The organism is Pseudomonas sp. G11 (genome assembly GCF_029457515.1).
Lineage (GTDB): Bacteria > Pseudomonadota > Gammaproteobacteria > Pseudomonadales > Pseudomonadaceae > Aquipseudomonas > Aquipseudomonas gorinensis.
The window spans coordinates 1,787,834-1,812,598 of the sequence record NZ_CP120377.1 but is presented as its reverse complement, the minus strand read 5'-3'; the positions used below and the strand labels follow the sequence as shown (position 1 = coordinate 1,812,598).

The 24,765-nt window shown below is 61.1% G+C and carries 26 protein-coding genes; 14 read left to right on the top strand and 12 right to left on the bottom strand.

The genetic code is table 11. The features are described from left to right. The first annotated feature begins 20 nt into the window (after positions 1-20). The 3 genes from P2T68_RS08220 to P2T68_RS08210 are packed head-to-tail and all read left to right on the top strand — an operon-like array spanning position 21 to position 2,154. Complete coding sequence (locus P2T68_RS08220) at positions 21-899, top strand: DUF692 domain-containing protein (RefSeq protein ID WP_277379229.1); 879 nt, start codon at positions 21-23, stop codon at positions 897-899. Next, complete coding sequence (locus P2T68_RS08215; protein WP_150292866.1) at positions 896-1,672, top strand: DNA-binding domain-containing protein; 777 nt, start codon at positions 896-898, stop codon at positions 1,670-1,672. Before P2T68_RS08220 ends, P2T68_RS08215 begins: the two co-directional genes overlap by 4 nt. Beyond that, positions 1,669-2,154, top strand: a complete 486-nt coding sequence (locus P2T68_RS08210; RefSeq protein WP_069075405.1) for a DoxX family protein — start codon at positions 1,669-1,671, stop codon at positions 2,152-2,154. The genes P2T68_RS08215 and P2T68_RS08210 overlap by 4 nt, the downstream gene beginning before the upstream one ends. Here the strand turns inward: P2T68_RS08210 and P2T68_RS08205 are convergent. Continuing rightward, positions 2,151-3,059, bottom strand: a complete 909-nt coding sequence (locus P2T68_RS08205; protein WP_277379228.1) for a LysR family transcriptional regulator — start codon at positions 3,057-3,059, stop codon at positions 2,151-2,153. The genes P2T68_RS08210 and P2T68_RS08205 overlap by 4 nt on opposite strands. A 104-nt stretch (positions 3,060-3,163) precedes the next feature. Between P2T68_RS08205 and P2T68_RS08200 the strand changes: the two genes are divergently transcribed. The 3 genes from P2T68_RS08200 (at position 3,164) to P2T68_RS08190 (ending at position 6,251) form a co-directional block, all read left to right on the top strand. After that, positions 3,164-3,763 (top strand): short chain dehydrogenase, encoded by a 600-nt coding sequence (locus P2T68_RS08200; protein ID WP_024073881.1) that lies wholly within the window; start codon positions 3,164-3,166, stop codon positions 3,761-3,763. A gap of 96 nt (positions 3,764-3,859) precedes the next feature. Beyond that, positions 3,860-4,531, top strand: a complete 672-nt coding sequence (locus P2T68_RS08195) for a membrane protein (RefSeq protein ID WP_024073880.1) — start codon at positions 3,860-3,862, stop codon at positions 4,529-4,531. 106 nt (positions 4,532-4,637) lie between these two features. After that, complete coding sequence (locus P2T68_RS08190) at positions 4,638-6,251, top strand: NAD(P)/FAD-dependent oxidoreductase (RefSeq protein WP_277379227.1); 1,614 nt, start codon at positions 4,638-4,640, stop codon at positions 6,249-6,251. A 413-nt stretch (positions 6,252-6,664) separates the two neighbouring features. Here P2T68_RS08190 and P2T68_RS08185 read toward each other — a convergent pair whose 3' ends face one another. Beyond that, on the bottom strand, positions 6,665-7,759 hold the full coding sequence (locus P2T68_RS08185; RefSeq protein WP_168232360.1) for a PLP-dependent cysteine synthase family protein: 1,095 nt from the start codon (positions 7,757-7,759) through the stop codon (positions 6,665-6,667). A gap of 217 nt (positions 7,760-7,976) precedes the next feature. Here P2T68_RS08185 and nhaA point away from each other — a divergent pair, with 217 nt between their 5' ends. Further along, positions 7,977-9,152 carry a Na+/H+ antiporter NhaA gene (nhaA, locus tag P2T68_RS08180; RefSeq protein WP_024073877.1) on the top strand — a complete coding sequence of 392 codons (1,176 nt, stop codon included), beginning with the start codon at positions 7,977-7,979 and terminating at the stop codon, positions 9,150-9,152. 159 nt (positions 9,153-9,311) lie between these two features. On the opposite strand, the gene P2T68_RS08175 is transcribed toward nhaA, so the two are convergent. Next, positions 9,312-9,776, bottom strand: coding sequence for a glycine zipper 2TM domain-containing protein (locus tag P2T68_RS08175; RefSeq protein WP_003189251.1), 465 nt, complete (start codon positions 9,774-9,776; stop codon positions 9,312-9,314). Positions 9,777-9,933: 157 nt separating this feature from the next. Here P2T68_RS08175 and P2T68_RS08170 point away from each other — a divergent pair, with 157 nt between their 5' ends. Further along, entirely contained in the window at positions 9,934-10,176 is a 243-nt protein-coding gene (locus tag P2T68_RS08170; protein ID WP_024073876.1) for a hypothetical protein, read from the top strand. A 54-nt stretch (positions 10,177-10,230) separates the two neighbouring features. On the opposite strand, the gene pdxH is transcribed toward P2T68_RS08170, so the two are convergent. The 5 genes from pdxH to dinG form a co-directional block, all read right to left on the bottom strand. After that, a complete protein-coding gene (gene pdxH, locus P2T68_RS08165) occupies positions 10,231-10,878 on the bottom strand; it encodes a pyridoxamine 5'-phosphate oxidase (RefSeq protein WP_024073875.1) in 648 nt (215 codons plus the stop codon). A gap of 27 nt (positions 10,879-10,905) precedes the next feature. Next, positions 10,906-12,072, bottom strand: coding sequence for an OmpA family protein (locus tag P2T68_RS08160; RefSeq protein WP_193690254.1), 1,167 nt, complete (start codon positions 12,070-12,072; stop codon positions 10,906-10,908). A gap of 143 nt (positions 12,073-12,215) precedes the next feature. Then, positions 12,216-13,361 (bottom strand): EstA family serine hydrolase, encoded by a 1,146-nt coding sequence (locus P2T68_RS08155; RefSeq protein WP_024073873.1) that lies wholly within the window; start codon positions 13,359-13,361, stop codon positions 12,216-12,218. Positions 13,362-13,443: 82 nt separating this feature from the next. Then, positions 13,444-15,738: a beta-galactosidase gene (locus P2T68_RS08150; RefSeq protein WP_024073872.1), complete on the bottom strand. Its 2,295-nt coding sequence runs from the start codon at positions 15,736-15,738 to the stop codon at positions 13,444-13,446. Positions 15,739-15,836: 98 nt separating this feature from the next. After that, positions 15,837-17,981 carry an ATP-dependent DNA helicase DinG gene (gene dinG / locus P2T68_RS08145; protein WP_024073871.1) on the bottom strand — a complete coding sequence of 715 codons (2,145 nt, stop codon included), beginning with the start codon at positions 17,979-17,981 and terminating at the stop codon, positions 15,837-15,839. Between the two features lie 99 nt (positions 17,982-18,080). Here dinG and P2T68_RS08140 point away from each other — a divergent pair, with 99 nt between their 5' ends. Continuing rightward, positions 18,081-18,545 carry a CopD family protein gene (locus tag P2T68_RS08140; RefSeq protein ID WP_024073870.1) on the top strand — a complete coding sequence of 155 codons (465 nt, stop codon included), beginning with the start codon at positions 18,081-18,083 and terminating at the stop codon, positions 18,543-18,545. A 68-nt stretch (positions 18,546-18,613) separates the two neighbouring features. Here the strand turns inward: P2T68_RS08140 and P2T68_RS08135 are convergent, their stop codons facing one another. After that, positions 18,614-19,372, bottom strand: coding sequence for a hypothetical protein (locus P2T68_RS08135; protein ID WP_041160858.1), 759 nt, complete (start codon positions 19,370-19,372; stop codon positions 18,614-18,616). 157 nt (positions 19,373-19,529) lie between these two features. Next, positions 19,530-20,225, bottom strand: coding sequence for an OmpA family protein (locus P2T68_RS08130; protein WP_102624139.1), 696 nt, complete (start codon positions 20,223-20,225; stop codon positions 19,530-19,532). A 189-nt stretch (positions 20,226-20,414) separates the two neighbouring features. On the opposite strand from P2T68_RS08130, the gene P2T68_RS08125 reads away from it, so the two are divergent. From P2T68_RS08125 to P2T68_RS08105, 5 genes are all read left to right on the top strand, one after another. Next, complete coding sequence (locus P2T68_RS08125; protein ID WP_024073867.1) at positions 20,415-20,912, top strand: DUF6231 family protein; 498 nt, start codon at positions 20,415-20,417, stop codon at positions 20,910-20,912. A 4-nt stretch (positions 20,913-20,916) separates the two neighbouring features. Then, a complete protein-coding gene (locus P2T68_RS08120) occupies positions 20,917-21,387 on the top strand; it encodes a YchJ family protein (protein ID WP_024073866.1) in 471 nt (156 codons plus the stop codon). A 20-nt stretch (positions 21,388-21,407) separates the two neighbouring features. Beyond that, positions 21,408-21,890 (top strand): LEA type 2 family protein, encoded by a 483-nt coding sequence (locus P2T68_RS08115; protein ID WP_024073865.1) that lies wholly within the window; start codon positions 21,408-21,410, stop codon positions 21,888-21,890. Further along, entirely contained in the window at positions 21,887-22,087 is a 201-nt protein-coding gene (locus tag P2T68_RS08110; protein WP_003189235.1) for an SEC-C metal-binding domain-containing protein, read from the top strand. The genes P2T68_RS08115 and P2T68_RS08110 overlap by 4 nt, the downstream gene beginning before the upstream one ends. Positions 22,088-22,448: 361 nt before the next feature. Next, positions 22,449-23,093 carry a glutathione S-transferase N-terminal domain-containing protein gene (locus P2T68_RS08105; protein WP_193690252.1) on the top strand — a complete coding sequence of 215 codons (645 nt, stop codon included), beginning with the start codon at positions 22,449-22,451 and terminating at the stop codon, positions 23,091-23,093. Positions 23,094-23,318: 225 nt separating this feature from the next. On the opposite strand, the gene P2T68_RS08100 is transcribed toward P2T68_RS08105, so the two are convergent. Both P2T68_RS08100 and P2T68_RS08095 read right to left on the bottom strand, forming a co-directional pair. Next, positions 23,319-24,137, bottom strand: a complete 819-nt coding sequence (locus tag P2T68_RS08100; protein ID WP_168232364.1) for a helix-turn-helix transcriptional regulator — start codon at positions 24,135-24,137, stop codon at positions 23,319-23,321. Positions 24,138-24,142: 5 nt separating this feature from the next. Beyond that, a complete protein-coding gene (locus P2T68_RS08095) occupies positions 24,143-24,682 on the bottom strand; it encodes a kinase inhibitor (RefSeq protein WP_069075396.1) in 540 nt (179 codons plus the stop codon). Positions 24,683-24,765 lie beyond the last annotated feature (83 nt).

The following is a 24,765-nucleotide window of genomic DNA, read 5'->3' as shown; positions in this document are numbered from 1 at the left end:
CCCGCCCAGCCTGAGTACTGATGATGACGCTTTCATCCTTGCAAACGGTCTCACTGGCTCAGGTGCCCGGCCTTCCGCCGCGGGTCGGGCTGGGGCTGAAAAACGAGCATTTCATCGAAGTGCTCGAGACCTCTCCCGATATCGGTTTCTTTGAAGTACACGCCGAAAACTACATGGTGGCCGGCGGTCCTTTTCATCACTACCTGGGCCTGATCCGCGAGCGTTACCCGTTGTCGCTGCATGGCGTGGGCCTGTCCATTGGCGGCGAAGGCCCACTCAACCGCGAACACCTGGCGCGGTTGGCCAAACTGATCGAACGCTATCAACCCCACTCGTTCTCCGAACACCTGGCCTGGTCCAGCCACGGCCCGGTGTTTCTCAATGACCTGCTGCCCCTGGCCTACGACGTCGCGACCTTGAACCGGGTGTGCGAACACGTGGACCACGTGCAAAGTGCGCTCAAGCGCCCGATGTTGCTGGAGAATCCGTCGACCTACCTGCAGTTCCAGCGCTCAACCCTGGACGAGACGGACTTCATCAGCGAAATCATCCGCCGCACCGGTTGCGGCCTGCTGCTCGACGTCAACAACGCCTACGTGTCGTGCATCAACCATCAACGTGACCCGCAAGCCTATATCGACGCCCTGCCCTTGCAGGCGGTCGGCGAGATTCACCTGGCCGGTTTTGCCGAAGACACCGACAGCCTGGGTGACCGACTGCTGATCGATGATCACGGCGCTCCCATCGATAACGCCGTTTGGCAGTTGTACAAACAGGTACTGGCACGCACCGGCCCGGTCGCCACGTTGATCGAGCGGGACCACCAGGTACCGGCCTTCAACAGGCTGATGGCTGAAGCGCAACAGGCCCAATGGCATCTGTCGCAGGTGACCCCATGAGCCTCCACGATGCATTCACCACCGCCCTGCTGGCACCTGAGCCTGCCTGCCCTGACGGCCTGTTCAGCAGCAACGGCGCCGACCCGGGCAGCCGTTTCGCGGTGTATCGCAACAACGTCCACAGCTCATTGATCCAGGCATTGGCCACCGCGTATCCGGTGACGGCGCAACTGGTGGGCGATGCTTTTTTCCGTGCCATGGCGGGCCTCTACGTCCAGGCATGCCCTCCCGACAGTCCGCTGATCAGCGAATATGGCGGCACACTGGCCAGTTTTATCGAGGGTTTCGAACCTGCGGCGAGCGTGCCTTACCTGGCGGATATCGCGCGACTGGAACGCCTGCGGGTTCGCGCTTATCACGCGGCAGACACCGAACCGTTGGACTCACAGGCAGTTATCGGGCAACTGCAGGGACGAACAGACCTGGGGCAGTTACGCCTGCAACTGCACCCGTCCGTCTCCACGTTGACCTCCCCCTACGCCGTCGTGGCGGTATGGGCGGCGCACCAGGCCGAGGGCGCCATCGCCTCCTTGAACCCCTGGCATGCCCAAAGCGCCCTGGTCCTGCGCCAAGGGCTGGAGGTCAAGGTCTTCGCCATCGACAGCGGCTCGGTGGCATTTATCAACAGCCTGCAGCACGGCACAGGGCTGCAAAGGGCCGTGGCAGAGGCCCTCGATGCCTCGGCCGAATTCGACCTGCACCAATGCCTGTCGCTGCTGATCAGCCACCAGGCCATCACTCACCTGCACATAGAACACAAGGTATCGCCATGAACACCAGCGCTGCGCGCCTGATCAAACAGGCCGTCCATCTGTTCGAACAAATCCCCTACAGCCTGATCGCCTTTATCGCGCGTTTCTCCATAGCAGCGGTGTTCTGGAAGTCGGGGCAAACCAAGGTCGAAGGCTTTGCCATTGACCTGGTCAGCGGCACTTTTCAATTCGGTGCACCGAAACTGGCAGCCTCGACATTGCCGCTGTTTCGCACCGAATACGCACTGCCCCTGTTGTCGCCGGAAGTGGCGGCGCATCTGGCGGCATTTGCCGAGCACTTCTTCCCGGTGCTGATCCTGGTCGGGTTCGCCACACGCTTCTCGGCCCTGGCCCTGATCGGCATGACCCTGACCATCCAACTGTTCGTCTACCCCGACGCCTACCCCACCCACGGCACCTGGCTCGCGCTGCTGCTACTGTTGGTCGCCAAAGGGCCAGGCAGACTGTCCATCGATCACCTGGTCGCCCGTCGCTATCGCTAGAGGCGATCCAGGGCCTCGCCACTGCGCTTGAACCAGTCCACCAGGTAGTCGGCCAAGACCTGGGTTCGGCGTGGCAGGCCACCTTGGTAGGGGTGGACCAGGTACATCGGCAGGCTGCGTGTCTGATAATCGCGCAGGAGCCAGCGCAATCGGCCGTCAGCCAGTTCCGCGGGTAATACATAGGACGGCAGGCGGGCGATACCGGCCCCCACCAGTGCGGCCTTTTTCAACAGGTTGTAATGGTTGGAGGCGAAGGTGCCGCTCACGCGGACCCGCAGCAATTCGTGCTGCTGGTGGTACAACCACTCTTCACGGCCACTGTAGTGACTGTTGAGCAAACAGCTGTGCGCGGCCAGGTCCGCCGGGGTCAGGGGTTCGCCGTGCTGCTCCAGGTAGGCCGGGCTCGCGCAGGTCATCTCATGCCAGGCCAGCAGCGGCTTGGCCACCAGGCGCTCATGTTCGATCGCCCCCGAGCGCACGCCCAGGTCAAAACCGTCCCGCGCCAAATCCCGGTAGCTATTGTTGAGTTCCAGCTCAATCTGCACCTGTGGGTACTGCTTGGAAAACTCCAATAACAGGCCATCGAAGAACGTTTCGCCCAACGACACCGGCACCGTCATACGCACAGGCCCCGACAGATCGTCCTTGAGCCGGGCCAGCGCCTGGCGGGCGCGATCCACCTGTACCACCAATGCCTGGGCCTGGGGCAACAACGCTGCGCCGGCGGCAGTGAGGCTCAACTTGCGCGTGGTGCGGTGCAGCAATATCACGGAAAACTGCGCTTCCAACTGGCTGATGCGCTTGGACAGTTGCCCCTTGCTGCAACCCAATTGCTCCGCCGCCACGGTGAAACTGCCGGCCTCGATCAACACCGCAAAGGCGGCCAGGTCATCCATCTCGCTCATGGATTGTTTCCATTTGAAAACCAAAGGTTGCCTATTAGCACGTTTATCCACCTCAAAAGCCAGCCTAGACTGAACCTTCACTTACCCCCTGGAGGAACCGCACGATGAAAATCCTATTGATTGGTGCCAGCGGCACGGTCGGCTCAGCAATCAAGGCAGAGCTGGCGCAGCGACACGAGGTGATCAGCATCGGTCGCAACAGCGGTGACTTCCGGGTGGACATCAGCGACAGCACCTCGATCCGCGCGCTGTTCGAACAGACCGGCAAGTTCGACGCCCTGGTATGTGCCGCAGGCAGCGTCACCTTTGCAGCGCTGGGCGAGATGAGCGAAACCGATTTTGAACTGGGCCTGCGCGACAAGCTGATGGGGCAGGTCAACCTGCTGCTGATCGGCCGCGAGTACGCCAACGATGGCGCCTCATTCACCTTTACCAGCGGCATTCTCAACCGCGATCCGATCCGCACGGGCGCCTCCGCGGCGCTGGTCAACGGTGCCATCGACGCCTTTGTCAAAGCGGCAGCCATCGAGTTGCCGCGGGGCCTGCGCATCAATTCCGTCAGCCCGACCGTACTGCTGGAAGCCATGGGCAGCTACGCGCCGTATTTCCGTGGCTATAAACCGGCGCCGGGCGCGGATGTGGCGTTGGCCTACGCGAAAAGCGTTGAAGGGTTACAGACCGGCCAAACCTTTATCGTGGGCTGAATCGGCACGTTGTAAGAATTGCCTGAACCTGGGCCGCGGGCTTGTGATGCATCGCCAGCCTGCGTAACGTGGCGGCACTTGTCAGGAGACCCGATAATGCGTGCCGCCCGTACCTTTGCTTTATTTGCCTTGCTCCCCCTGTTTGCCGCCTGCCAGATGTTCGAAAGCGAGCCCGCCAAGCCCTCTACCGCCGGGCTGACCCGTATGCAGGGCGAATTGACCGCCGTCGGCGGCAAACTGCTGTTCAAGCCTTGCAACGACCAACGCGATTACGTCGTCAACGACACCGGCGGCACCAGTGTCCTGCAGGAAGCCGCTTCCCTGGCCGGCCAGCAAGGCGCACTGTTTGCCGATTTGCGCGGCAAGTTCTCCGGCGTCGCCAGCGGCACCCAGGGCTCGGTGGACCTGCAACAGTTGTATCGCGTCGAGCGCTCGACATCGGCCTGCAACGACCCGGACTTCAAGCGCATGATCCTGCGGGCAAACGGCCATAAGCCGGCCTGGGCAATGAACGTCACGGCCAAGGGCATGGTGCTGGAGCGCGAAGGCCAGCCGCCTCTCGCGGTGCCTTATGTCGAAGAGCAATTGGGGGACGGCCGTTTCAACCTGATGACCGAAGCCAATAACCAACACATCGAACTGTGGGTCGCCCCGCAACGCTGTATCGACAGCGTCAGCGGCAGCCTGCAACACATGACCGCCGAATTGCGGATCAACGGTCAAGTGCAGCGCGGCTGCGCGGCTTTCGGCGGTTCGCGCGACGATTGATTGGCGCCTGCGCTGTTTTAACATGACGGGAAACCTCGGTTGGGGCTTATAATCGCCGGTTTGCAAAACCGCCGGCCCCACCAAACGCCGCACACCGGATCCTGTCATGTTACGAATCACCGAACTCAAGCTGCCCATCGACCATCCCGAAGAAGACCTGCGGCCCGCCATCGTGCAGCGCCTGGGCATCGCCAGTGATGACCTGCTCGATTTCACCCTGTTCAAGCGCAGCTACGACGCCCGCAAGAAATCGTCGGAGCTGTGCTTCATCTACACCATCGACCTGAACGTAAAGGGCGAAGCAGCCCTGCTGCTCAAGTTCGCCGATGACCGCAACGTCAACCCGGCGCCGGACGTCAGCTACAAGGTGGTGGGCCTTGCGCCGGAAGACTTGAGCGAGCGTCCTATCGTCGTCGGCTTCGGCCCGTGCGGTATCTTCGCCGGGCTGTTGCTGGCGCAGATGGGCTTCAAGCCGATCATCCTCGAACGCGGCAAGGAAGTGCGCCAACGCACCAAGGACACCTGGGGTCTGTGGCGTAAAAGCGTGCTCAACCCTGAGTCCAACGTGCAGTTCGGCGAAGGCGGCGCCGGGACCTTTTCCGATGGCAAGCTCTACAGCCAGATCAAGGACCCGAAATTCCACGGTCGCAAGGTACTGCACGAGTTCGTCAAGGCTGGTGCCCCGGAAGAAATCCTCTATGTCAGCAAGCCGCATATCGGCACCTTCCGCCTGACCGGCGTCGTGGAAAACATGCGTGAGCAGATCATTGCCCTTGGCGGTGAGGTGCGCTTCGAACAGCGGGTCACCGACGTGCTGATCGAAGACGGCCAGTTGAACGGGGTGGTCATCGATGGCGGCGAACAGATCCTGTCCAAGCATGTGATTCTCGCCCTTGGCCACAGCGCCCGTGACACCTTCCGCATGCTGCATGACCGGGGCGTGTATATGGAGGCCAAGCCGTTCTCGGTCGGCTTCCGTATCGAACACCCGCAATCGTTGATCGACGCCGCACGCCTGGGCAAATACGCCGGGCATCCGAAACTCGGCGCCGCCGACTACAAGCTGGTGCACCACGCCAGGAACGGCCGCTCGGTCTACAGTTTCTGCATGTGCCCGGGGGGTACGGTGGTGGCCGCCACCTCCGAGCCGAATCGCGTGGTCACCAATGGCATGAGCCAGTACTCGCGTAACGAGCGCAATGCCAACTCCGGCATCGTCGTCGGTATCACGCCGGAGGTGGACTACCCCGGTGGCCCGCTGGCCGGTATCGAGTTGCAGGAGCGCCTGGAGTCCCACGCCTACATCCTGGGCGGCAGCAACTACGAGGCACCGGCACAACTGGTGGGTGATTTCATCGCTGGCAAGCCGTCCACCACGCTTGGCAGTGTGGAACCCTCCTACAAGCCAGGCGTGCGCCTGGGCGACCTGGCCCTGGCCTTGCCGGACTTCGCCATCGAAGCGATCCGCGAAGCGTTGCCAGCCTTTGAAAAGCAGATCAAGGGCTATTCGCTGCACGACGCAGTCCTGACCGGCATCGAGACCCGCACCTCATCGCCGCTGCGGATTACCCGTAACGAATCGATGCAGAGCTTGAACGTCAAAGGCCTGTTCCCGGCCGGTGAAGGCGCTGGCTATGCGGGCGGGATTCTGTCGGCAGGGGTTGATGGGATTCGGATTGCCGAGGCGTTGGCGCGGGATATGCTCGGCATCGAAGCCTGAGAACACCGCACCCACGACATCTAGCAAACTGGCCCCTGTGGCAAGGGGCTTGTTGTGGCGGGCTCGCTTGTTGTGGCGAGCGGGTTTGTTGTGGGGGGGCTGGCTTGTTGTGGCGAGCGGGCTTGCCCCGCGTTGGGGCGCGAAGCGGCCCCGAAACCAGGCGATTTAATATGCCTGGATAAACGCGGCGGCCTTATTGGGGCCGCTTCGCAGCCCAACGCGGGGCAAGCCCGCTCGCCACAACAAGCCAGCCCCCCCACACCAAGCCAGCCCCCACAACAAACCCGCGCCCCACAACAATCCCGATCACCACAAAAAACCGGTCATCAAAGGAAATATTTAATCCTTAATAATCAATAAGTTATTTCACGCCGGTGGGACCTACCCCCTCCCACATCAGGCTTTGCGTCGGATCAGATATTTGCGCGCAGGATGTTGGCCGGCAACAGCTCGCCCCGCTCCACACTGGCCGCAACGGCCGTAAGCAAGCCATCCAATTCATATCCCTGCCCCAGCAGCCACGCCTGGTCGTAATAGGTGGTGGCATAGCGCTCGCCCCCATCACACAAGATCGCCACGATCGAACCTGACTCCCCTGCCGCCTTCATCTGCTGCGCCGCCACCAATGCGCCAATCAGGTTGGTCCCGCTGGAACCCCCGACCCGCCGCCCCAAACGCTCGGCCAGGTAATGCATGGCCGCCAACGACAGTGCGTCCGGCACCTTGACCATCGCATCAATCACCTTGGGCAGGAACGACGCCTCGACCCGTGGGCGACCAATCCCTTCGATCCGCGAGCCGCAGTCCAGGCGCAGGCTGGCGTCACCGCTGAGGTAGTAGTCAAAAAACACCGAGCGCTCGGCATCGGCACACAATACGCGGGTGCAATGCTGGCGATAGCGCACGTAGCGCCCTAGGGTCGCAGTGGTACCGCCAGTGCCGGGGCTGGAAATCAGCCAGCTCGGTTCCGGATGTCGCTCAAAGCGCAGCTGCTGGAAGATCGACTCGGCGATGTTGTTGTTTGCCCGCCAATCGGTCGCGCGCTCGGCGTAGGTGAACTGGTCCATGAAGTGACCACCACTTTCCTTCGCCAGGCGTTCGGACTCGGCATAGATCTGCGTCGGATCCTGTACCAGATGGCTCTTGCCACCATAGAAAGCGATCTGGGCGATCTTTTCCTGGGAGGTGGTGGCAGGCATCACCGCAATAAACGGCAGGCCGAGCAGGCGCGCAAAGTAGGCTTCCGAAATCGCCGTCGAACCGCTGGATGCTTCGATCACCGGTGCTCCGGGCTTCAGCCAGCCATTGCACAGCGCATACAGAAACAGCGAGCGGGCCAGGCGATGCTTCAGGCTCCCGGTGGGATGGCTGGACTCGTCCTTGAAGTACAACTCGATACCCGGAAAGCCCGGCAGCGGCAGAGGTATCAAGTGCGTGTCAGCGCTGCGCTGGAAGTCCGCTTCAATGATGCGAATGGCTTCGCGGGCCCAGGGACGATGGTCACTCATGAGGGAAGATCTCTAAGAATTTCAGCCCCAATCTTAGGATGTTTCCTACACTGCACACAGATACAGTGACGACTCAATTGGACACACAATTGCTAGGCTTTGGCGCAATGCCAGGGTACCCCATCCCTTATAACAAATAAGAATATAACTTTTGTTTTAACAACTAACAGTACGGGTTAGGGTACCCACCTATTGAATCTGGATTGGAGAGCATCCCTTGGCTCTGCGTAGCACTTTTACCCGTTTCTTCCAGCTGGAAGCCGCCAGCGGTCTGTTATTGATCGCGGCGGCCGCCTTGGCGCTGATCATCAACAACTCACCGCTGTCCCACCTCTACGGGGCCTTTCTCGAGGTACCGGTGGTGGCCCAGATTGGCGCGCTGAACATCGCCAAGCCCGCGCTGTTGTGGATCAACGACGGCCTGATGGCCTTGTTTTTCCTGCTGATCGGCCTGGAGGTCAAGCGCGAGCTGCTGGACGGCCACTTGTCCAAGCCATCGCAAGTGGTCCTGCCGGGCGCTGCGGCCATCGGCGGTATGGTGGTACCGGCGCTGATCTACTGGGCGATCAACAAGGATTACCCGGCGGCGCTCTCCGGCTGGGCCATCCCCATGGCCACCGACATCGCTTTCGCATTGGGCGTGCTGGCCCTGCTGGGCAAGCGTGTGCCGGTGTCGCTGAAGCTGTTCCTGATGACCCTGGCAATTATTGACGACCTTGGCGCGATCATCGTGATTGCCGTGTTCTATTCCGCGGACCTCTCCGGTGCCGCCCTGGCCGGCGCGGGGATGTGCTTGATCGCCTTGATTGCCATGAACCGCCTAGGTGTGATCAAGCTCGCGCCTTACCTGATCATCGGGTTGATCCTATGGGTGTGCGTGCTGAAAAGTGGCGTGCATGCCACCTTGGCCGGCGTGACATTGGCGTTCTGCATCCCGATGCGTACCAAGAATGCCGAACCTTCGCCGCTGCTGACCCTGGAACACGCGCTTCACCCATGGGTGGCCTACGGCATCCTGCCGCTGTTCGCCTTCGCCAACGCCGGCGTGTCCCTCAACGGCGTCAGCCTGGAAAGCTTTACCCACCATGTGCCCATGGGCATCGCCCTGGGCCTGCTGATCGGCAAGACCATCGGCGTGTTCGGCCTCACCTGGCTGGCCATCAAGACCGGCCTCGCTGCCCTGCCCAGCGGTGCCAACTGGGGCCAGGTATTTGGCGTGGCGATCCTGTGCGGTATCGGCTTCACCATGAGCCTGTTTGTCGGCTCACTGGCCTTTGTGCCGGGCGCCAGCGAGTTTGCCGGGGAAGATCGAATGGGGATCCTGACCGGGTCGATATTGGCGGCATGTATTGGGTATGGCGTGACGGCGATGGCAAGTCGCAAGAAGGCCTGAGAGGTTCGGCGACGCGCATCATTGTAGCGAGGGAGCTTGCTCCCTCGTCACAGGTCGTGCGTACCTGGACAGACACAACGCCAGCCGCGCACTGGCCGCCCCCATAAAAAAACCCCAACCAGTCACCCGGTTGGGGTTTTGTGTTTCTACGACTGACGTTTAGCGAGTCACGCGGCTGGTGCCATCAACGGTCATGATGCGCACGCGGTCGCCGATGCGGAAGATTTCATTTTCCTGCACGGCCTGTACGTAGGCGCGCATGCTGCCGTCGTCTTCACGAACGGTGATTTCCACGCCCTGGGTACGGGTCAGGCCTTCTTCAGTGGCCGAACCCAGCAGGCCGCCAGCAACGGCGCCGATGACTGCGGTAACGATACTGCCACGGCCGCCGCCGATGGCGCTGCCGCCGACACCGCCGATGACTGCACCCGCTGCGCCGCCGATTGGGGTCTTGGTGCCTTCGATTTTCACCGGACGCAGGGATTCAATGGTCCCCATGCGAACGGTCTGCACACGACGCGCTTCGTCACGGGAGTACGAGTCGCCGGTCAGACTCGAAGCGCAGCCACCCAGCAGCAGCGACAGGGTGGTAAAGCAGGCAACCAGTAAAACGGACTTACGCATAGCATCAACTCCAAAGGACAGGTATTCATTAGACGCTGCAGCTTGACGCCTGTCACGGCAAGCCCGGCAGAAAATTGCTTTCATTCAGCCTGAGTACAGACTGCCAGTACCCAAAATACCGACGAACGGTAGCACGCTCAACATAACCAGGAACTTCATGGATTATTTCATCATTGTAGTCATTACCGCCGCTGGTCTGTACTTCCATGGTTGGTTGTACGTGCGCATCAGGCGTTGGATAGACCGCGACCTGGCGCTGTCCCTGGCGGGCAACGACCTGCACAAGCGCGCCTTTATGCTGCAACAGCTAGAGAAGGCCCGGGCCTTGAAGATCAAGCGGAACGACCTGCCGCTCTGGCTAAAGAACGCCGCACAGCACTACACGCCCGAAGACTCTTGAACAGAGACTTCGGTGTGATCGGCTTGATTCAGGAGAGATGACGAAAGGTGCCGCTCAGGGCGCCAGGCGCTCGCGGGTCCAGTCCGCGCCTTGCAGGCGATAGTTCAGGCGGTCATGCAGGCGGCTGGCGCGGCCTTGCCAGAACTCGATACGCTCGGGCAGCAAACGGTAGCCACCCCAGTGCTCGGGGCAGTCGGGCTGGGTGTCGCTGAAACGCTGTTCGGTAGCCTTGAGCAGTTCCTGCAGCGCCTCGCGATCACGAATGACCTGGCTCTGCGGGGAAGCCCACGCGCCCAGGCGACTGCCCAGGGGGCGGACCTGGTAATAGGCGTCCGACTCTTCGGGCGTCACCTTGACGACCCGCCCTTCAATGCGCACCTGGCGCTCCAGGGTCGGCCAGAAAAAGGTCATGGCCGCGAACGGCCGCGCCGCGAGCTGTTCGCCCTTGGCGCTCTGATAGTTGGTAAAGAAGGTAAAGCCCTGTGCATCCAGGCCCTTGAGCAACAGGATGCGACAGTGCGGACGACCGTCCTGGTCTACCGTGGCCAGGGTCATGGCATTGGCCTCCACCGGTGGCTGCTCGGTTTTCACCGCATCGGCAAACCACTGGTGAAACAAGGCAAACGGCTCATCCGGGGCCTGGGCCTCGCTCAAACCGTCCCGTGTGTAGTCACGGCGCATATCGGCCAGTGCCTGGGTCATGCGACTTTATCCTTCTGGTTCAACGGATCAGTTTTTCGCCTGGTCGTTCGCCGCCGGCGTAGCAGCCTTGGCTTTGGCCGGAGCCGGTTTCTTCGCAGCCGGCTTGGCTGGGGCCTTTTTGGCAGCTGGCTTGGCGGCGGCTTTCTTGGCGACAGGCGCCTTTTTCGCCGCAGTCTTGGCAACCGGTGCCGGCGCTGGAACATCCTGCACGGCAACCATTTCAGCGACAGGTGGCGTCTTGCCGGAGTTGTACTTACTCAGCAAGGCCAACATCGTTGTACGCTGAGTGAACATGATTTCCATGCGACGATTCAGCGCACGCCCCTGATTGCTGTCGTTGGCGGCACGCGGCATAAGGTCGCCCATGCCACGCAGCATCAAGCGGTCTTGCTTCAGGCCGCTGAGGCTGAAAATCGAAGCGATGGACTGCGCGCGCTCCTTGGTCAACGCCTGGCTGGCCGGAGCGGAACCGGTGGCATCCACGTGGCCCAGCACCAGTACGGCGGTTTTCGGATCGGCTTCAACAGCCTTGGCAACGCGGGTGAACGGGCCCAGGGTAACCGGCAACAACATCGCCGGGCGTTTCGGGTTGTAGGAGCCGTCTACCGGGGCAATCACCACCAATACGTTATCGCGGCGCTCCAGTTGCAGGTTGCTGTCCTTGATAGCGGCGCGCAGGCGCGGTTCATAGTCGTCCAGCCAGGCCTGGGTGATTTTCGGGTCGGGCATCGGTACGTTGGTCACGTCGACCTTGGCCAGTGGCTTGGGCTTGCTTTCGAACGGCCACCACCAGTGGGTTTCGGTGTCATTCTTGGCGACAGCTGGCGCGGCGGCGGGTGCCGGCGTCGCGGCCTTGAGGTCGGCCGTCAGGTCAGCCTTGGCATCGGCGGCCTTTTCGTCAGCGCTCTTGGAGGAGAACGGCCACCAGCTGGAGCCGGTGTCAGCCTTGGCAACCGGGGCTGGGGCTGGGGCTGCGGCCGGGGCGGCGGCAGCAGCAACCGGGGCAGCAGGCTTGGCACCAGCGGCAGGTTTGGCGTCCGGCTTGGCGTCGGTTTGGCTCACTGCGTCCTTGGTGGCAGCCTTATCAGATCCAAATGACCACCAATGCCCCCCTTCGGCATCATTTTGTGGAGTTTGTGCGCAACCAGTAATAGTGAGGCACAGCGCCAGTGCCAAGGACTTGTTCGATAACATGAGATATCCACAAAATGAGAAAAAAACCGGGGGTCTGGATGACCCGTTAAACAGACGCTTCCAGAACATTAAAGTTACAACATTTCGCTCAGCGTCTTCTTATACTTGCATTTGTAACAAAAAAACGTGAAACAGCAAGGGGTTTACAGACAACCGGCCAATATTCCGACCAACTTCTGCGCACGAGGGTCCATAAGTACATACGGCCCCAACGTATTAGTCACAAAACCGAACGCAACATCATGTTCAGGGTCGGCAAACCCCACCGAACCACCCGCGCCAGGGTGCCCAAACGCACGCGGGCCAAGGCCGAAGGTTGCATTGGGCAACTGCGGTTGATCCAACATGCAGCCCAGGCCAAAACGGGTCTGAGTCAATAAGGTTTTATCCGGCCCAATACTGTGTTCACGAGTCAATTGTTCGAGCATGTCGCTTTCCAGCAAACTACCGTCCAACAAACCGCTATAAAAACCCGCCAGGCTGCGCGCATTACCGTGACCATTTGCCGCCGGCTGCTGCATGCGTCGCCATTCGGGTTTATTGGTGCTGGTCAGAATAGAAGGTGGGTTGGCAAATGCCCGCGTCGTCATGGCGTTCGGTTCACGCATCATTACTTGCAGTAAACGTTGTGCGGCTTCATCGCCCATATTGCCTTTACTGCGCGCTATATGAGCCACGCGATAAAACTCTTCATCCGCCAGCCCTACATGGAAGTCCAGTCCCAACGGCCGCGCAACCCGCGCCACGATGGATTCACCCGGGCCGCGCCCGTCGGCACGGCGCAGCAATTCGCCGACCAGCCAACCATAGGTGATTGCCTCGTAGCCATGGCCTTGGCCCGGTGTCCACCACGGCGCTTCGGCCGCCAGGGTGTCGACCATGCGTTGCCAGTCGTATAGCGCTTCGGCGGGCAGCATTTCGCGGATCGCCGGCAATCCGGCCTGGTGGCAGAGCAACTGGCGCAGGGTGATGGTTTCCTTCCCCGCCGCCGCAAACGCCGGCCAATAATCGGCCACTGGCGCATCCAGCTTCAGTTTGCCTTCGGCGACCAATTGCAGGGCCGTGACCGCAGTAAACGTCTTGGTGCACGAGAACAGGTTGACGAGGGTGTCGCTGTGCCAGGCCTCGGCACCATCCTTGTCGGCGGTACCGGCCCACAGGTCGACTACCGTTTCCCCGCCGATCTGGATGCAAAGCCCGGCACCACGCTCCTGCGGGTCATCGAACAAGGCGGCGAACGCTTCACGTACCGCTTCGAACTGAAGTTCGTAATGACCCTGAACCTGCACCTAAGCCCCCTCGGAAAACGCCATAAAAAGTGGCTGACATTGTTCCAGCCCTTGTAGGATTTGTGAACCCGTCACCACTGAATCAATGACCATTTCCAGAGTGCCCGCCGGCGTGCCCAGCGCCCTGCCCCGCACCTTTGCCATCATGCGCGTTGCCGCCTTCGTGCTCATGCACTGCACTGGCCGCCTTGGCCTTTTCGGCTTCCTTGCCCAGTTGGTCGACCGCCGCCAGGTTGCTCTTGCGCACGCTGTCGACAAACCCCTGGAATGGGATATCGGTAATGCCAACCAAGCCGAAGTGGCCGTTTTCACCGTCCAGCAGGCGACCGGTAACCGGTTGGTCCAGGTACTGGAACCAATGCACGCCGACGATCGACGGCTCGGCCATGGCCTGCTTGAGGAAGGTCGCATACGCCGCCCCCCGGTCTTCTTCCCTGGCCAACTGCGTCACACCGCCCCAGAACGGGCCACGGTCTGCAGAGCCGAAGTTGAATTCGGTGATCAACACGGGCTTGTCCAATGCGCGCAACGCAGCGAAGTCATAACCGTCCTGAGGCTTGAGCGTGTACATGTTGAAGCTCAACACGTCGCAATACTGCGCACAGGAGGCCACGGCTTCCGGCGTACTCACGGCGTAACGGCCACCCAGCAGCAACTGGTTGGGGGCATGCCACTTCAACGAATCGGAAATGGTCTTGAAATAGGTGTCGGCGAAGGTTTTCTGGAAATATTTGAAGTCGGCTTCGATTTCCGGGTGCTCAGGACTCGGCATCGGCGGTTCGAAGCCTGGGTCTTCCATCAACTCCCAGCCCGCCAGGTGGATACCCCAGGCCCTGGAGAGGCCTTCTTCATTGCGGTACTTGTCGCGCAATTGCTTGAGGAACGCACGTTTGGCCGGGACGTCGGTGGTCATGCGCAACGTGCCGTAGGCCAGGGCATAGCGTGACTTGGGATCATCACCGGGGCCGGCCCAGGCCAATTCGTTGTCGGCAAAGAAGCCGATCAGCCACGGGTCATCGCGGTGATCGCGGGCAGCGATGGCTACGGCACGCTCGGTGGCCATGGCGAAGCGAGGGTCGAACGGGTCGGGCATGCCGCCCCACCAATCGGTACCGGTGCTGATGCTGGCGTAATCGCCGACGATCGATAGCGGCAAGGTGTACGGTACGCGGTCGGCGGTGGCCAGGTCCGCCGCACTCCAGTTACCGATGGTGTTGAAGCCCCACGCCTGCAGGCGGTCGAGGGTGTGGCTGATCCAGCGCTTCTGGTCGTAACCATCAGTGTCGTAGGTGCGCTGCAGGTTGGCGCGGTAGAAATCGTACCAGCGCCCCGCCGCAAAGCTGCGGCCTTCGCCTGCGCCATTGCCGGTGCGATGATCGCTGCTGCCATAGTACTTGTCGAAGGGTTCACCAGCCTGGGGCAACGCCCCGAACATCCATTCACGCCCCGCCACGTAGGTCTGGTTGTTATCCGACGCCACGGTGTTCACGCCCAGGGAGTAGAACGGGTGGCCTTCCGGCGTCACCAGGTACCAGCGACCGTCACGTTTCTCGGTGCGGAAAAAGCCGCTGGCATCGAACGCCGGCCCTTTGTTCCAACCGCCGTATTGATCCAGTGCGGACTTATCCCGCTCGGCCAGCCACGTCTTGAGCTGTTGCTGCTCCTTGGCAGCGGCGGCCTTGAGTTGTTCGTCGCTGCTGACCTTTTCCGGCCAGCGCGCACGCGTGGATTGACCATAGGCGTCCACCAGGTTGCTGTAGGCAGCCTTGAACGCTGGCTCGCTGTCCTGCACGCCGAAGCGCTCCAGCAGGATGCTTTGCGCAACATTGGGCTTGATCATCGACAGGGTCACCGAGACCACCTGGCTGCGGTCGATCTCCCCGGCGCTGCTGGCCAGCAACACGCGCTGGCCGTCGACGGTGATCGGCATCGGCGGGCCCGCCTTCATGCCCTGGCTCAGCGGCGAGTTGGCTTGCAACGGAACCAGCAGGGTCTGGGCCGGGCCCGCAGGCAGGTCGATGCGACTGACCAGGGTCTTGCCGTCGTTGCTCTGCACCTTGACGTACAGGGTCAACGCCCAGTCCATGGCACTCTGGATACGCAGGCTCATGGCGCCGGACTGCGACCAGTCCCACACGCCGCTTTGCGGGCTCAGCACCAGGCTCGGTTCGGCGGCCGGGTTGAACGTGATGCGGCGCAGCACCTCGCCTTCCGGGGTTTGTTCGGCGTTGTATTGCGGCAGGCTGGCGTCCTGGGTCGCCACCTTGACCACATCGGCAGGCCGGACGAAGTTGAACAATGTTTGTTGCCCGCTGGGCGCGGCCATCAAGGGCGCGGCGAACAGCAGGGCAAAAAGGGCGGGCAGCGTGCGAATCATACGAGCAAGGTTCTCCCAAACGGCCGGTGAATGGCCTGATGACATAAAGCGATAGCAGTGAGATAGACCACGAAGTGGGCGAATTCGCCCACGGTGGCTTAAGAAATTTCGCGCCTGAATGGCGGCAACGCATTCAGGATGGCTTTGCCATAGCGCTGGGTAACCAAGCGCCGATCGAGCAACGTGATGGTGCCGCGGTCTTCTTCGGTACGCAGCAAGCGCCCGCAGGCCTGCACCAGCTTCAGCGAAGCATCCGGTACCGAGATTTCCATGAACGGGTTGCCGCCCCGCGCCTCGATCCACTCGGCCAAGGCAGCCTCGACCGGGTCATCCGGCACCGAGAACGGAATCTTGGCGATGACCACGTGCTCACAGTAGGCACCGGGCAAGTCCACGCCTTCGGCAAAACTGGCCAGGCCGAACAGCACGCTGGAATCCCCGCCATCGACCCGCGCCTTGTGCTTGTTCAGGGTTTCCTGCTTGGACAGGTTGCCCTGGATAAACACTTGCTTGCGCCAGTCGCGGTCGAGGCCATCGAACACGTCCTGCATCTGTTTGCGTGAGGAAAACAATACCAGGGTGCCGCGTGAACCTTCCACCAGGGACGGCAGGTCACGGATGATGGCGGCCGTGTGAGCCGGCGCATCCCGAGGGTCGGCCTTGAGGTCGGGCACGCGCAGCACGCCGGCGTCGGCATGATGAAACGGGCTCGGCACCACAGCAGTCACCGCCTTTTTCGGCAGGCCGGCGCGCATGCGGAAGCGGTCGAAGGTGCCCAGGGCGGTCAGCGTGGCCGAGGTTACCAGGCAGCCATACGCGACATTCCACAAGTTACGGCGCAGCATTTCGGCAGCCAGGATCGGGCTGGCATTGACCTCGATATCGAACAGCGCGCCGCTTTCCGACAGGGTCAGCCAACGCGCCATGGGCGGGTTGTCTTCGGGGTCTTCGGCGGTAAACGCGGTCCACAACTCCCAGTTGCCCTGGGAACGGGACAGCAGGCTGCCGAACAGCGGGTACCATTCCTCGGCCTGGTTGCTGGCGATGCCGATATTCACCTCGCCGTCCATGCCCTCCTTGAGCAGGTCGGTCAGGCGGGTGAACAGGTCGGTCAGGCGCGAAAAGCCTTTCTTGAGCTCAACGCCCATTTCGCGCATGTGCTCGGGGATCAGCCCACCCACAAAACGATGGCGCGGGCGCTCTCGGCCCTCCACGTCTTCGCCAGGTTTAAAGTCGGCCACCTGTTCACAGGCGCTGAACATGAACTGCTGCTGGGTCTTGATCTCGCGCGCCAGCTCCGGCACCTGTTCGATCAGCTTGCCCAGGTCGCCGGGCAAGGGGTGCTGGGCGAGCAACTTGGTGAGGTTCTTGGCGGTGGTCTCCAGCCAGTCGGCGGTGGAGCGCAGGCGCGTGTAGTGGGCGAAGTGGCCGATGGCCTTATCGGGCAGGTGGTGGCCTTCGTCGAATACGTAGAGCGTGTCGCGTGGGTCCGGCAGTACAGCGCCGCCGCCCAGGGCCAGGTCAGCCAGGACCATGTCGTGGTTGGTGACGATCACATCGACCTTGCCCATGCCTTCCCGTGCCTTATAGAAGGCGCACTGGCCGAAGTTCGGGCAATGGCGGTTGGTGCACTGGCTATGGTCGGTGGTCAGGCGCGCCCAATCGGCATCTTCCAGGGCGGTGGGCCAGCTGTCGCGGTCGCCGTCCCATTTATTGCCAGCCAATTTCTCGATCATGCTGGTAAACAGCTTCTGGCTGACTTCATCAACCTCGATCTTGAAGCCTTCTTCTTCAAACAGCGACGCCGTGGCGGTTTGCGCATGGCCTTCCTGCAACAGCACGTCGAGCTTGGACAGGCACATATAGCGGCCACGCCCCTTGGCCAGGGCGAAGGTGAAGTTCAGGCCGCTGTTGCGCATCAGGTCGGGCAGGTCTTTGTAGACAATCTGCTCCTGCAGGGCGACGGTGGCGGTGGCGATCACCAGGCGCTTGCCGGCGGCCTTGGCAGTCGGGATCGCGGCCAGGCTGTAGGCCACGGTCTTGCCGGTACCGGTGCCGGCTTCGACGGCCACGACCGCAGGCTCACCTTCGCGGCGACCTTCGTCGTCGGTGTCGATATCCCCGAGGACCTTGGCCACTTCGGCGATCATCAGGCGTTGGCCATAGCGCGGTTTCAAGCTCTTGGCTTCGAGAAAACGCGTATAGGCGCCCTGGATCGTGGTTTTGAGTTCAGTGCTGATCATGGATAGTCGGGCGCAAAAAACGCTGGATAAATTTTCAGTGGTTCGAATCGGCCGCTATCATACCCCGCTAATTAATCCCGCGCAGAACGGAGTACCACAATGACCGTCTTCAGCCTCGTCTACACCCTGCATGTATTGGCCGCCCTGATCTGGGTCGGCGGCATGTTTTTCGCCTGGATGATCCTGCGCCCCGCCGCTGTGGCGGCCCTTGAGGGCCCTGCCCGACTCAAGTTGTGGGCAAATGTGTTTCAACGTTTTTTCGTGTGGGTCTGGGTGGCGGTGCTGGTTTTGCCGATCAGCGGCGTTGGCCTGCTGCACCTGCGCTTCAGCGGGTTCGAGACCGCACCGCGCTATGTGCAGGTGATGATGGGCTTGTATGTGGTGATGACCGCGCTGTTTATCCGCATCCAGGCGTTGAAGTTCCCGGAACTGCGCACGGCGGTAGCGGCTGAAGACTGGCCGGCGGGCGCGGCGGCGCTGGGGCAGATTCGCAAGTTGGTAGGGATCAATTTGATCGTGGGGTTGTTGCTGGTGGCGATTGCTTCGGCGCGGCCGATGTTCTGAGGCGACCTTCAACCTGGCTCGGGAGCAGGTCGGTGCGACGTGCTCCCGAGGGCGTCAGACCCGACGACTCAAAGTCGTTGGATGGTCACAGAGCCCGCAGGCCCAGCTGGCCCCGGCTGGCCTTCCAAACCTGGGCGGCCTTTTTCGCCGCCATCAGCGCGGTACACCAGGCAGCCTTTGGATTGCCCGCCCTTGCCAGGTTTACCCGCCGTACCGGCCAAGCCGCCCGGGCCACCATCGACCCAGACCTTGATCCGCTCGCTCGGAAAGTCCTGCGGCAGCTCGAGGCGTACTTGCGCTCCCGCTGCACCGGGAAGGCCGTCGCCGCCATTATCTCCATTGGCCCCCCGCCCGGCCGAACCCCAGGTACAACCCGGGTCTTCACCGTTGGCGCCATCCAGGCCGGCATACCCTTGTGCACCCGCGCCGCCACGGGCATCCACCGACAATGTTTCAGCGGCCAGTGCATTGATACGCAAGGTCAGGTCGCGCCCGGCCTTGGCCGGTTTTTCATGGGTGCCAGGGGCACCGCGCGAGGTGATCTGGCTGCCGTGTTCCAACTGCGCCTGGCGCACTTGCAACTGCAACCCTGTGTTGCCCGGCGCGATGGTAATGCGCGCCTCACGGCCCAGGTGCAGTTGATCCACCGTGACCTGGCTGATCGTGGCCGGGATCAGCAAGGTGCCGTAATCCGCCACGTCCAGGCGCTCCAGTTGCAACACGCTGGTGCTGGAAGGCAGGCGCATCAACGAATTGGTTTCAACACTGACGCTCTGGGCCAGGGCAACGGGGCTGACCAACAGGGCCAACAGAAAAACCTTACGCATCATGGGGCTCCTGAGTGTTTTCAAATTTTTCTTTGGGCGCACAGTAACGACTTCTACAGGCGATTTGCCAGTGAAGGATCAAAAAACTTGAGAAAGGAGCGATTTCAACGAAGATCGCCAACAATGCCCCTGTGGAATCCCACAGGGGCAAGGGCTGTCAGCGGTTGATCTGGATTTCCACGCGGCGGTTCAATGCGCGGCCTTCAGCGGTTTTGTTGTCGGCCACCGGGTGGCTTTCACCCGCGCCGGTCACGGACACAAAGTTGCTGCGAGGCACGCCGGCACTGATCAGGTAGTCGGTGACCGAGCGCGCGCGTTTTTCCGAGAGTTTCTGGTTGTAGGCGTCTTTGCCGACGCTGTCGGTATGGCCGCTGACCCGCAGTTGGGCACTTGGGGCCTCCTTTTTCAGGCGAGTGGCGATGGTGTCGAGCTTGGTCTTGTCCGCAGCCGTCAATTTGGCCGAGTCGAACTGGAAGTGCACATCGCGAATCACGATGGTTTCTTCCTTGACCACCACCACTTCCTCTACCACCGCCGCTGGCGGCGCAGGTGGGCAGCCATTGGCGTCGACCTGCACGCCCTTCGGAGTACCCGGGCACTTGTCACGGCTGTCCGGCACGCCATCGCCGTCTTCATCCGCGTCGCCATGAACCCAGCAATACGCGCCGGCCATGCCGCCGACCAGCAATGCGCCATAACCGGCGTAGGCCGAGCTTTCCGTCGCGCCAATCGCCGCGCCGGTCACGCCGCCGACAGCGGCACAGGTGGGCCAATCGGTTTTTTGCAAGCCTGCGCAACCTGTCAATACTCCGGTTAGCAGAACCAAAGGTAGAACTGTCCGCATGATGCTCATCTGATTTCTCCTGAGGGATCGGCGGGGGCCGATGGGTGGAGTAAAGACGGCTCTTTTCAACTGCGCCACTACGCCACGCCCCCGTATTCATTGAGGATCGCCGTACTTGTAGGACTTTTCGCTACCGCCCGCTCTAGGCCCGCACGCTCAGCCGCGCTAGTCTCTAGGGTCATGATGTGAGGATCTCTGATGACCGCTGGTATTTCTTCCCGTACGCCCCAGCAAGCGCTGGCCGCTTTGCTCGATCTGCACCAGCCCAAACGCCTGCTGCTGTTGGGCTCCAGCCAATTCCCGGCACTGGAGGCCTTTGAGGCGGCGCACCCAGACACCCAGGTGTTCATCGCACAGCCTGGGGCATTGCCCGCGGAACTGGCAGCGCAGCGTTTTGACCTGGCACTGGTGGTCGACTGCCTGGAGCACCTGTCAAAACCTCAAGGACTGACCCTGCTTGGCGGCATTCGCAACCTCAACGCCAGCCGCATCGCGGTACTGGTAGACCTGGCCGCCTGCGACTGGAAGGACACCGACTTCTTCTCCCTGGCCCTGCAGGCCGGCGAGCGCTTCCAGCGCCTTGATCAGGTCCTGACGTTGTTCACCTATGATCTGCTTGACTATAAACAGGTGCCGGACTGGCTCAACGCACGCTTCTGGGCCAACCCGGAAAACTTCGGAAAGTATTGGTGGTAACCCGATGAGTACATCCATATGTCCCTGCGGCAGCGGTAACCTGCTGGATGCCTGCTGCGGCCATTATCACGCTGGCCACCCGGCGCCCTGCGCGAGCGCCCTGATGCGCTCGCGCTACAGCGCCTACGTGCTGGGCCTGGTCGACTACCTGGTGAGCACCACATTGCCTGCGCAACAGGCCGGCCTGGACCGCGACGCCATCAGTGCCTGGAGCTTGCAGAGCACCTGGCTGGGCCTTGAGGTCGAAAGCTCCGAGGTATTCGGCGGCCAGCCGGAACACGCCTTTGTGACGTTTACCGCGCGCTGGCATGACAGCACCGGCGAACATAGCCACCGCGAGCAGTCTTCTTTCGTACAGAATGAGGGGCGCTGGTACTTCATCGACCCGACCGTGGACGTGAAGGCCGGGCGCAATGATGCCTGCCCGTGCGGCAGCGGGCAGAAGTTCAAGAAGTGCTGCGCCAGCTACCTCTAACCCCATGACAGGACAGCGCCATGCACCGGATGTACAGCTTAATGCTGGCGTTGACCCTCACTCTGACGGGCTGCGCCTCCTGGTTTGAAGACGACTCGCCGCCGCCCCACGTCTCCCTGGTGAAAGTGGAGGTGGTACGGGCCAAGTTGCTTGAGCAGAAATTCAAGCTGTATTTCCGCGTGGACAACCGCGACGACGCAGACCTGACCGTGCGCGGCCTGATCTACAAGGTCACCCTGGGCGACTTTGTGCTGACCGAGGGCGAGTCCAATGAGTGGCTCACCGTACCGCCGCGCGGCCACGCGTTCTTCAAGGTGTCGGTGCGCACCAACCTATGGCCGCAGATACGCGATGTGGTGCAGATGCTGAAAAAACCCGACCAGCCCGTGCCTTATCGCCTGGACGGCGAGCTGAAAACCGGATTATTCATCGAGTATGACGTGCAGGTGGCCCACAATGGCGAGATAATACCCGGCGATTTTATTCCGGAGCGACATCGATGACTCAGCAACCCCATGTCCATGGTCCTGACTGCAACCACGATCACGATCATCATGATCACGACCACGGCCATGTCCACGGCCCGAACTGCGGCCACGCTCACCAGGAGCCAGTGCGCAATGCGTTGAAGGACGTTGGTCGCAACGATCCGTGCCCATGCGGCAGTGAGAAAAAATTCAAGAAGTGCCACGGGGCGTAAGCCGCGCGGTAGCCCCAAATGTGGGAGCAACTGTCCTGGTGGCTTTATAGAGTCACTCCCTGCGAGGGGCAGCAAAACTCCCACATGCTTGACGGCGCTCCAAGTCCAGGACTTGCGCTGGCACTGCAACCCCCTCCCCCCGTCTCCCGACGAATCAAGCTCCCCCCCATGTGCCCAGGCAATGGAGGCGCCCCCACGCTTTCAGCCGAAGGCTATGGTGTGCTGCGCGCAACCGCCACTGCGGGTGTGGGCAGACAGCGCAGCCTGAAAGGCTTCTAACCTTAGACGTAAATGTTTCATTGAATTATGACCCGTCGATCATCACCTATACATGCAGGCATTCGCTCATTTGGAGAGCTTCATGATCGACCTGTATTACTGGACCACCCCTAACGGTCACAAAGTATCGCTGTTCCTGGAAGAAGCCGGGCTGCCCTACAAGGTGCACCCGATCAACATCGGCCAGGGCGACCAGTTCAAGCCTGACTTCCTGAAGATCGCTCCCAACAACCGCATCCCGGCCATCGTCGACCAGAACCCGAACGACGGCGGCGCGCCGATTTCACTGTTTGAATCCGGTGCAATCCTGCTGTACCTCGCGGAAAAAACCGGCCAGTTCATTCCCCAGGACCTGCGCGGTCGCCAGGAAGTACTGCAATGGCTGTTCTGGCAAATGGGCGGGTTGGGGCCGATGGCGGGCCAGAACCATCACTTCAGCCAATTTGCACCGGAGAAGGTCCCCTACGCGATCAAGCGTTATGTGGATGAAACCGCGCGTTTGTATGGGGTACTGGATCGACGCCTGGCGGATCGTCCGTTCGTGGCGGGTGAGGCCTACAGCATTGCCGACATGGCCATTTACCCCTGGATCGTTTCCCACAAGTGGCAGAGCCAGCGGTTGGAAGATTTCCCACACGTTCATCGCTGGTTCAACAGTATCAAGGAACGCCCGGCAACCCTGCGCGCTTACGAACTGGTGCAAAAGGTCAACCCGCCCAAGTCCTGAGCATTATTCTTGAAACCCACCCGGTCACATGTGGGGCCTGCCCCGGATAACCATGGGTATCCACGAAAGCTTTGTAGCAGCCGACGGTAAGCTGCTACAAAGTTTTGCCACTTCAGGCACGGGTACTTGGATTGCCCTGGCAACGAATCGGTGCAGTTGGAACGGCAAGCTGAGCAGGCGCTTCACTCGATTGGCGGGCTGTACGAAGCACGGGAAGGAAAATGCTCAAATCGCCGCCCGCAATTCACGCGGTGACAGGCCATAGTGTGAGCGAAAGCGCACAGCAAAACGTGAGGCCGAGGCATAACCGCAGGCGCCGGCAATTTCACCGATCGGGCGAGAAGTTGTTTGCAACCGTTGTAATGCTGTCGACAGTCGAACACCCTCCAAAATATTCCTGAAACTATTACCCTCTTTCGCCAGTTGGCGGCGCAATGTCGACATACCCAGGTTCATGTGTTGTGCGATGCTCGCGACCGTCCAATCTCTCTCCGGCCTGGCCATTACCAGTTGCTGCACACGTTCACACAGTGGATCGTTGCGCCCCATCAGCAGAGGCCCGACCTGGCCGCCAAGGCATAGGCTCAGAAGAACCGCTTCCCCATAATGTGTGCATAGTGCCTGTGGGGCGTTCCCATTGATGGCGGCCAACAACTGCTCCCATGCCTGGGTTGTGTGCCTGTCCAGAGGAACGCAGAGATCGGTCTTCAGTGCACCGCGACCGCTCACAATCTGCTGGCTATATCGGGTGCTGAAGTTACGTAATGTCGAGACGGGAAAGGTCACCGCATCGGCGATGTAGTGACCGTGAGGGCCAGGAAAGTTGGAGATACCAAGCTCGCGCCCGGCCGGCATCAGAATCAGATGCTGAGGCCCCGCGCGCATCTCCCGGTCATCCCATTGCAACAGTTTTTCCCCCTGCCGCACTCGACACAAGGTGGTCACGAACACCGGCACCCTTGGCAAGGTGAGGGGTTGTCGCGCCCGTATGACACATGCATCGATAATGTTTTCCCGGTGCTGTATGCCGTCACAAGGGCGCATCGTTCTTAACGTCCGTACGTTGAAGTAATGGTCGCTTTGGCCAGGACGTTGGCGTTGAGCATGTAACCTACCAAGGCTCCGCTGGCCTGGTTGTCGAGCGGTAGCTTATCGGCTTTCAATGCCCATACGGTGAATTGATAGCGATGGGGTTTATCTCCGACAGGTGGGCAAGCGCCACCGAACCCCGGCTGGCCATAATCGGTTCGCCCTTGTACGGCACCTGCGGGCAAGTTCGCCCCTACACCTCTTGGCAAGCTATGGGTGGAAGCTGGCAGGTTAACCACCGTCCAATGCCACCAACCGCTACCGGTGGGTGCATCGGGATCGTAAACAGTGATCGCGTAGCTTTTAGTCCCCGCAGGGGCGTCTTTCCAGGAAAGCTCAGGAGACGTGTTGCCACCTTCGCACCCGAAGCCCTGGAACACTTCGCGACTGGTCAGCGGACGATTGTCAGCAATATCCCGGCTGGTCAGTACGAAATCGGCAGCGTATCCACTGAATGTCACTGCCATGGAAAGTGCAGGCAGGATTAATCTGATTTTCATCGCGACTCCATCTGAGTCCTAAAGTGAAGCTCGATTCTAGGTTGAGCAAAGCGTGGTTACTGTGCCGAAACGCTCGATAACAG

What these genes read in the sequence shown, in the direction of transcription:
- P2T68_RS08220 (WP_277379229.1), top strand. Translation starts at nt 21, where the DNA reads ATGATGACGCTTTCATCCTTGCAAACGGTCTCACTGGCTCAGGTGCCC.
- P2T68_RS08215 (WP_150292866.1), top strand. Translation starts at nt 896, where the DNA reads ATGAGCCTCCACGATGCATTCACCACCGCCCTGCTGGCACCTGAGCCT.
- P2T68_RS08210 (WP_069075405.1), top strand. Translation starts at nt 1,669, where the DNA reads ATGAACACCAGCGCTGCGCGCCTGATCAAACAGGCCGTCCATCTGTTC.
- P2T68_RS08205 (WP_277379228.1), bottom strand. Translation starts at nt 3,059, where the DNA reads ATGAGCGAGATGGATGACCTGGCCGCCTTTGCGGTGTTGATCGAGGCC.
- P2T68_RS08200 (WP_024073881.1), top strand. Translation starts at nt 3,164, where the DNA reads ATGAAAATCCTATTGATTGGTGCCAGCGGCACGGTCGGCTCAGCAATC.
- P2T68_RS08195 (WP_024073880.1), top strand. Translation starts at nt 3,860, where the DNA reads ATGCGTGCCGCCCGTACCTTTGCTTTATTTGCCTTGCTCCCCCTGTTT.
- P2T68_RS08190 (WP_277379227.1), top strand. Translation starts at nt 4,638, where the DNA reads ATGTTACGAATCACCGAACTCAAGCTGCCCATCGACCATCCCGAAGAA.
- P2T68_RS08185 (WP_168232360.1), bottom strand. Translation starts at nt 7,759, where the DNA reads ATGAGTGACCATCGTCCCTGGGCCCGCGAAGCCATTCGCATCATTGAA.
- P2T68_RS08175 (WP_003189251.1), bottom strand. Translation starts at nt 9,776, where the DNA reads ATGCGTAAGTCCGTTTTACTGGTTGCCTGCTTTACCACCCTGTCGCTG.
- P2T68_RS08170 (WP_024073876.1), top strand. Translation starts at nt 9,934, where the DNA reads ATGGATTATTTCATCATTGTAGTCATTACCGCCGCTGGTCTGTACTTC.
- pdxH (WP_024073875.1), bottom strand. Translation starts at nt 10,878, where the DNA reads ATGACCCAGGCACTGGCCGATATGCGCCGTGACTACACACGGGACGGT.
- P2T68_RS08160 (WP_193690254.1), bottom strand. Translation starts at nt 12,072, where the DNA reads ATGTTATCGAACAAGTCCTTGGCACTGGCGCTGTGCCTCACTATTACT.
- P2T68_RS08150 (WP_024073872.1), bottom strand. Translation starts at nt 15,738, where the DNA reads ATGATTCGCACGCTGCCCGCCCTTTTTGCCCTGCTGTTCGCCGCGCCC.
- dinG (WP_024073871.1), bottom strand. Translation starts at nt 17,981, where the DNA reads ATGATCAGCACTGAACTCAAAACCACGATCCAGGGCGCCTATACGCGT.
- P2T68_RS08140 (WP_024073870.1), top strand. Translation starts at nt 18,081, where the DNA reads ATGACCGTCTTCAGCCTCGTCTACACCCTGCATGTATTGGCCGCCCTG.
- P2T68_RS08135 (WP_041160858.1), bottom strand. Translation starts at nt 19,372, where the DNA reads ATGCGTAAGGTTTTTCTGTTGGCCCTGTTGGTCAGCCCCGTTGCCCTG.
- P2T68_RS08130 (WP_102624139.1), bottom strand. Translation starts at nt 20,225, where the DNA reads ATGAGCATCATGCGGACAGTTCTACCTTTGGTTCTGCTAACCGGAGTA.
- P2T68_RS08125 (WP_024073867.1), top strand. Translation starts at nt 20,415, where the DNA reads ATGACCGCTGGTATTTCTTCCCGTACGCCCCAGCAAGCGCTGGCCGCT.
- P2T68_RS08120 (WP_024073866.1), top strand. Translation starts at nt 20,917, where the DNA reads ATGAGTACATCCATATGTCCCTGCGGCAGCGGTAACCTGCTGGATGCC.
- P2T68_RS08115 (WP_024073865.1), top strand. Translation starts at nt 21,408, where the DNA reads ATGCACCGGATGTACAGCTTAATGCTGGCGTTGACCCTCACTCTGACG.
- P2T68_RS08110 (WP_003189235.1), top strand. Translation starts at nt 21,887, where the DNA reads ATGACTCAGCAACCCCATGTCCATGGTCCTGACTGCAACCACGATCAC.
- P2T68_RS08105 (WP_193690252.1), top strand. Translation starts at nt 22,449, where the DNA reads ATGATCGACCTGTATTACTGGACCACCCCTAACGGTCACAAAGTATCG.
- P2T68_RS08100 (WP_168232364.1), bottom strand. Translation starts at nt 24,137, where the DNA reads ATGCGCCCTTGTGACGGCATACAGCACCGGGAAAACATTATCGATGCA.
- P2T68_RS08095 (WP_069075396.1), bottom strand. Translation starts at nt 24,682, where the DNA reads ATGAAAATCAGATTAATCCTGCCTGCACTTTCCATGGCAGTGACATTC.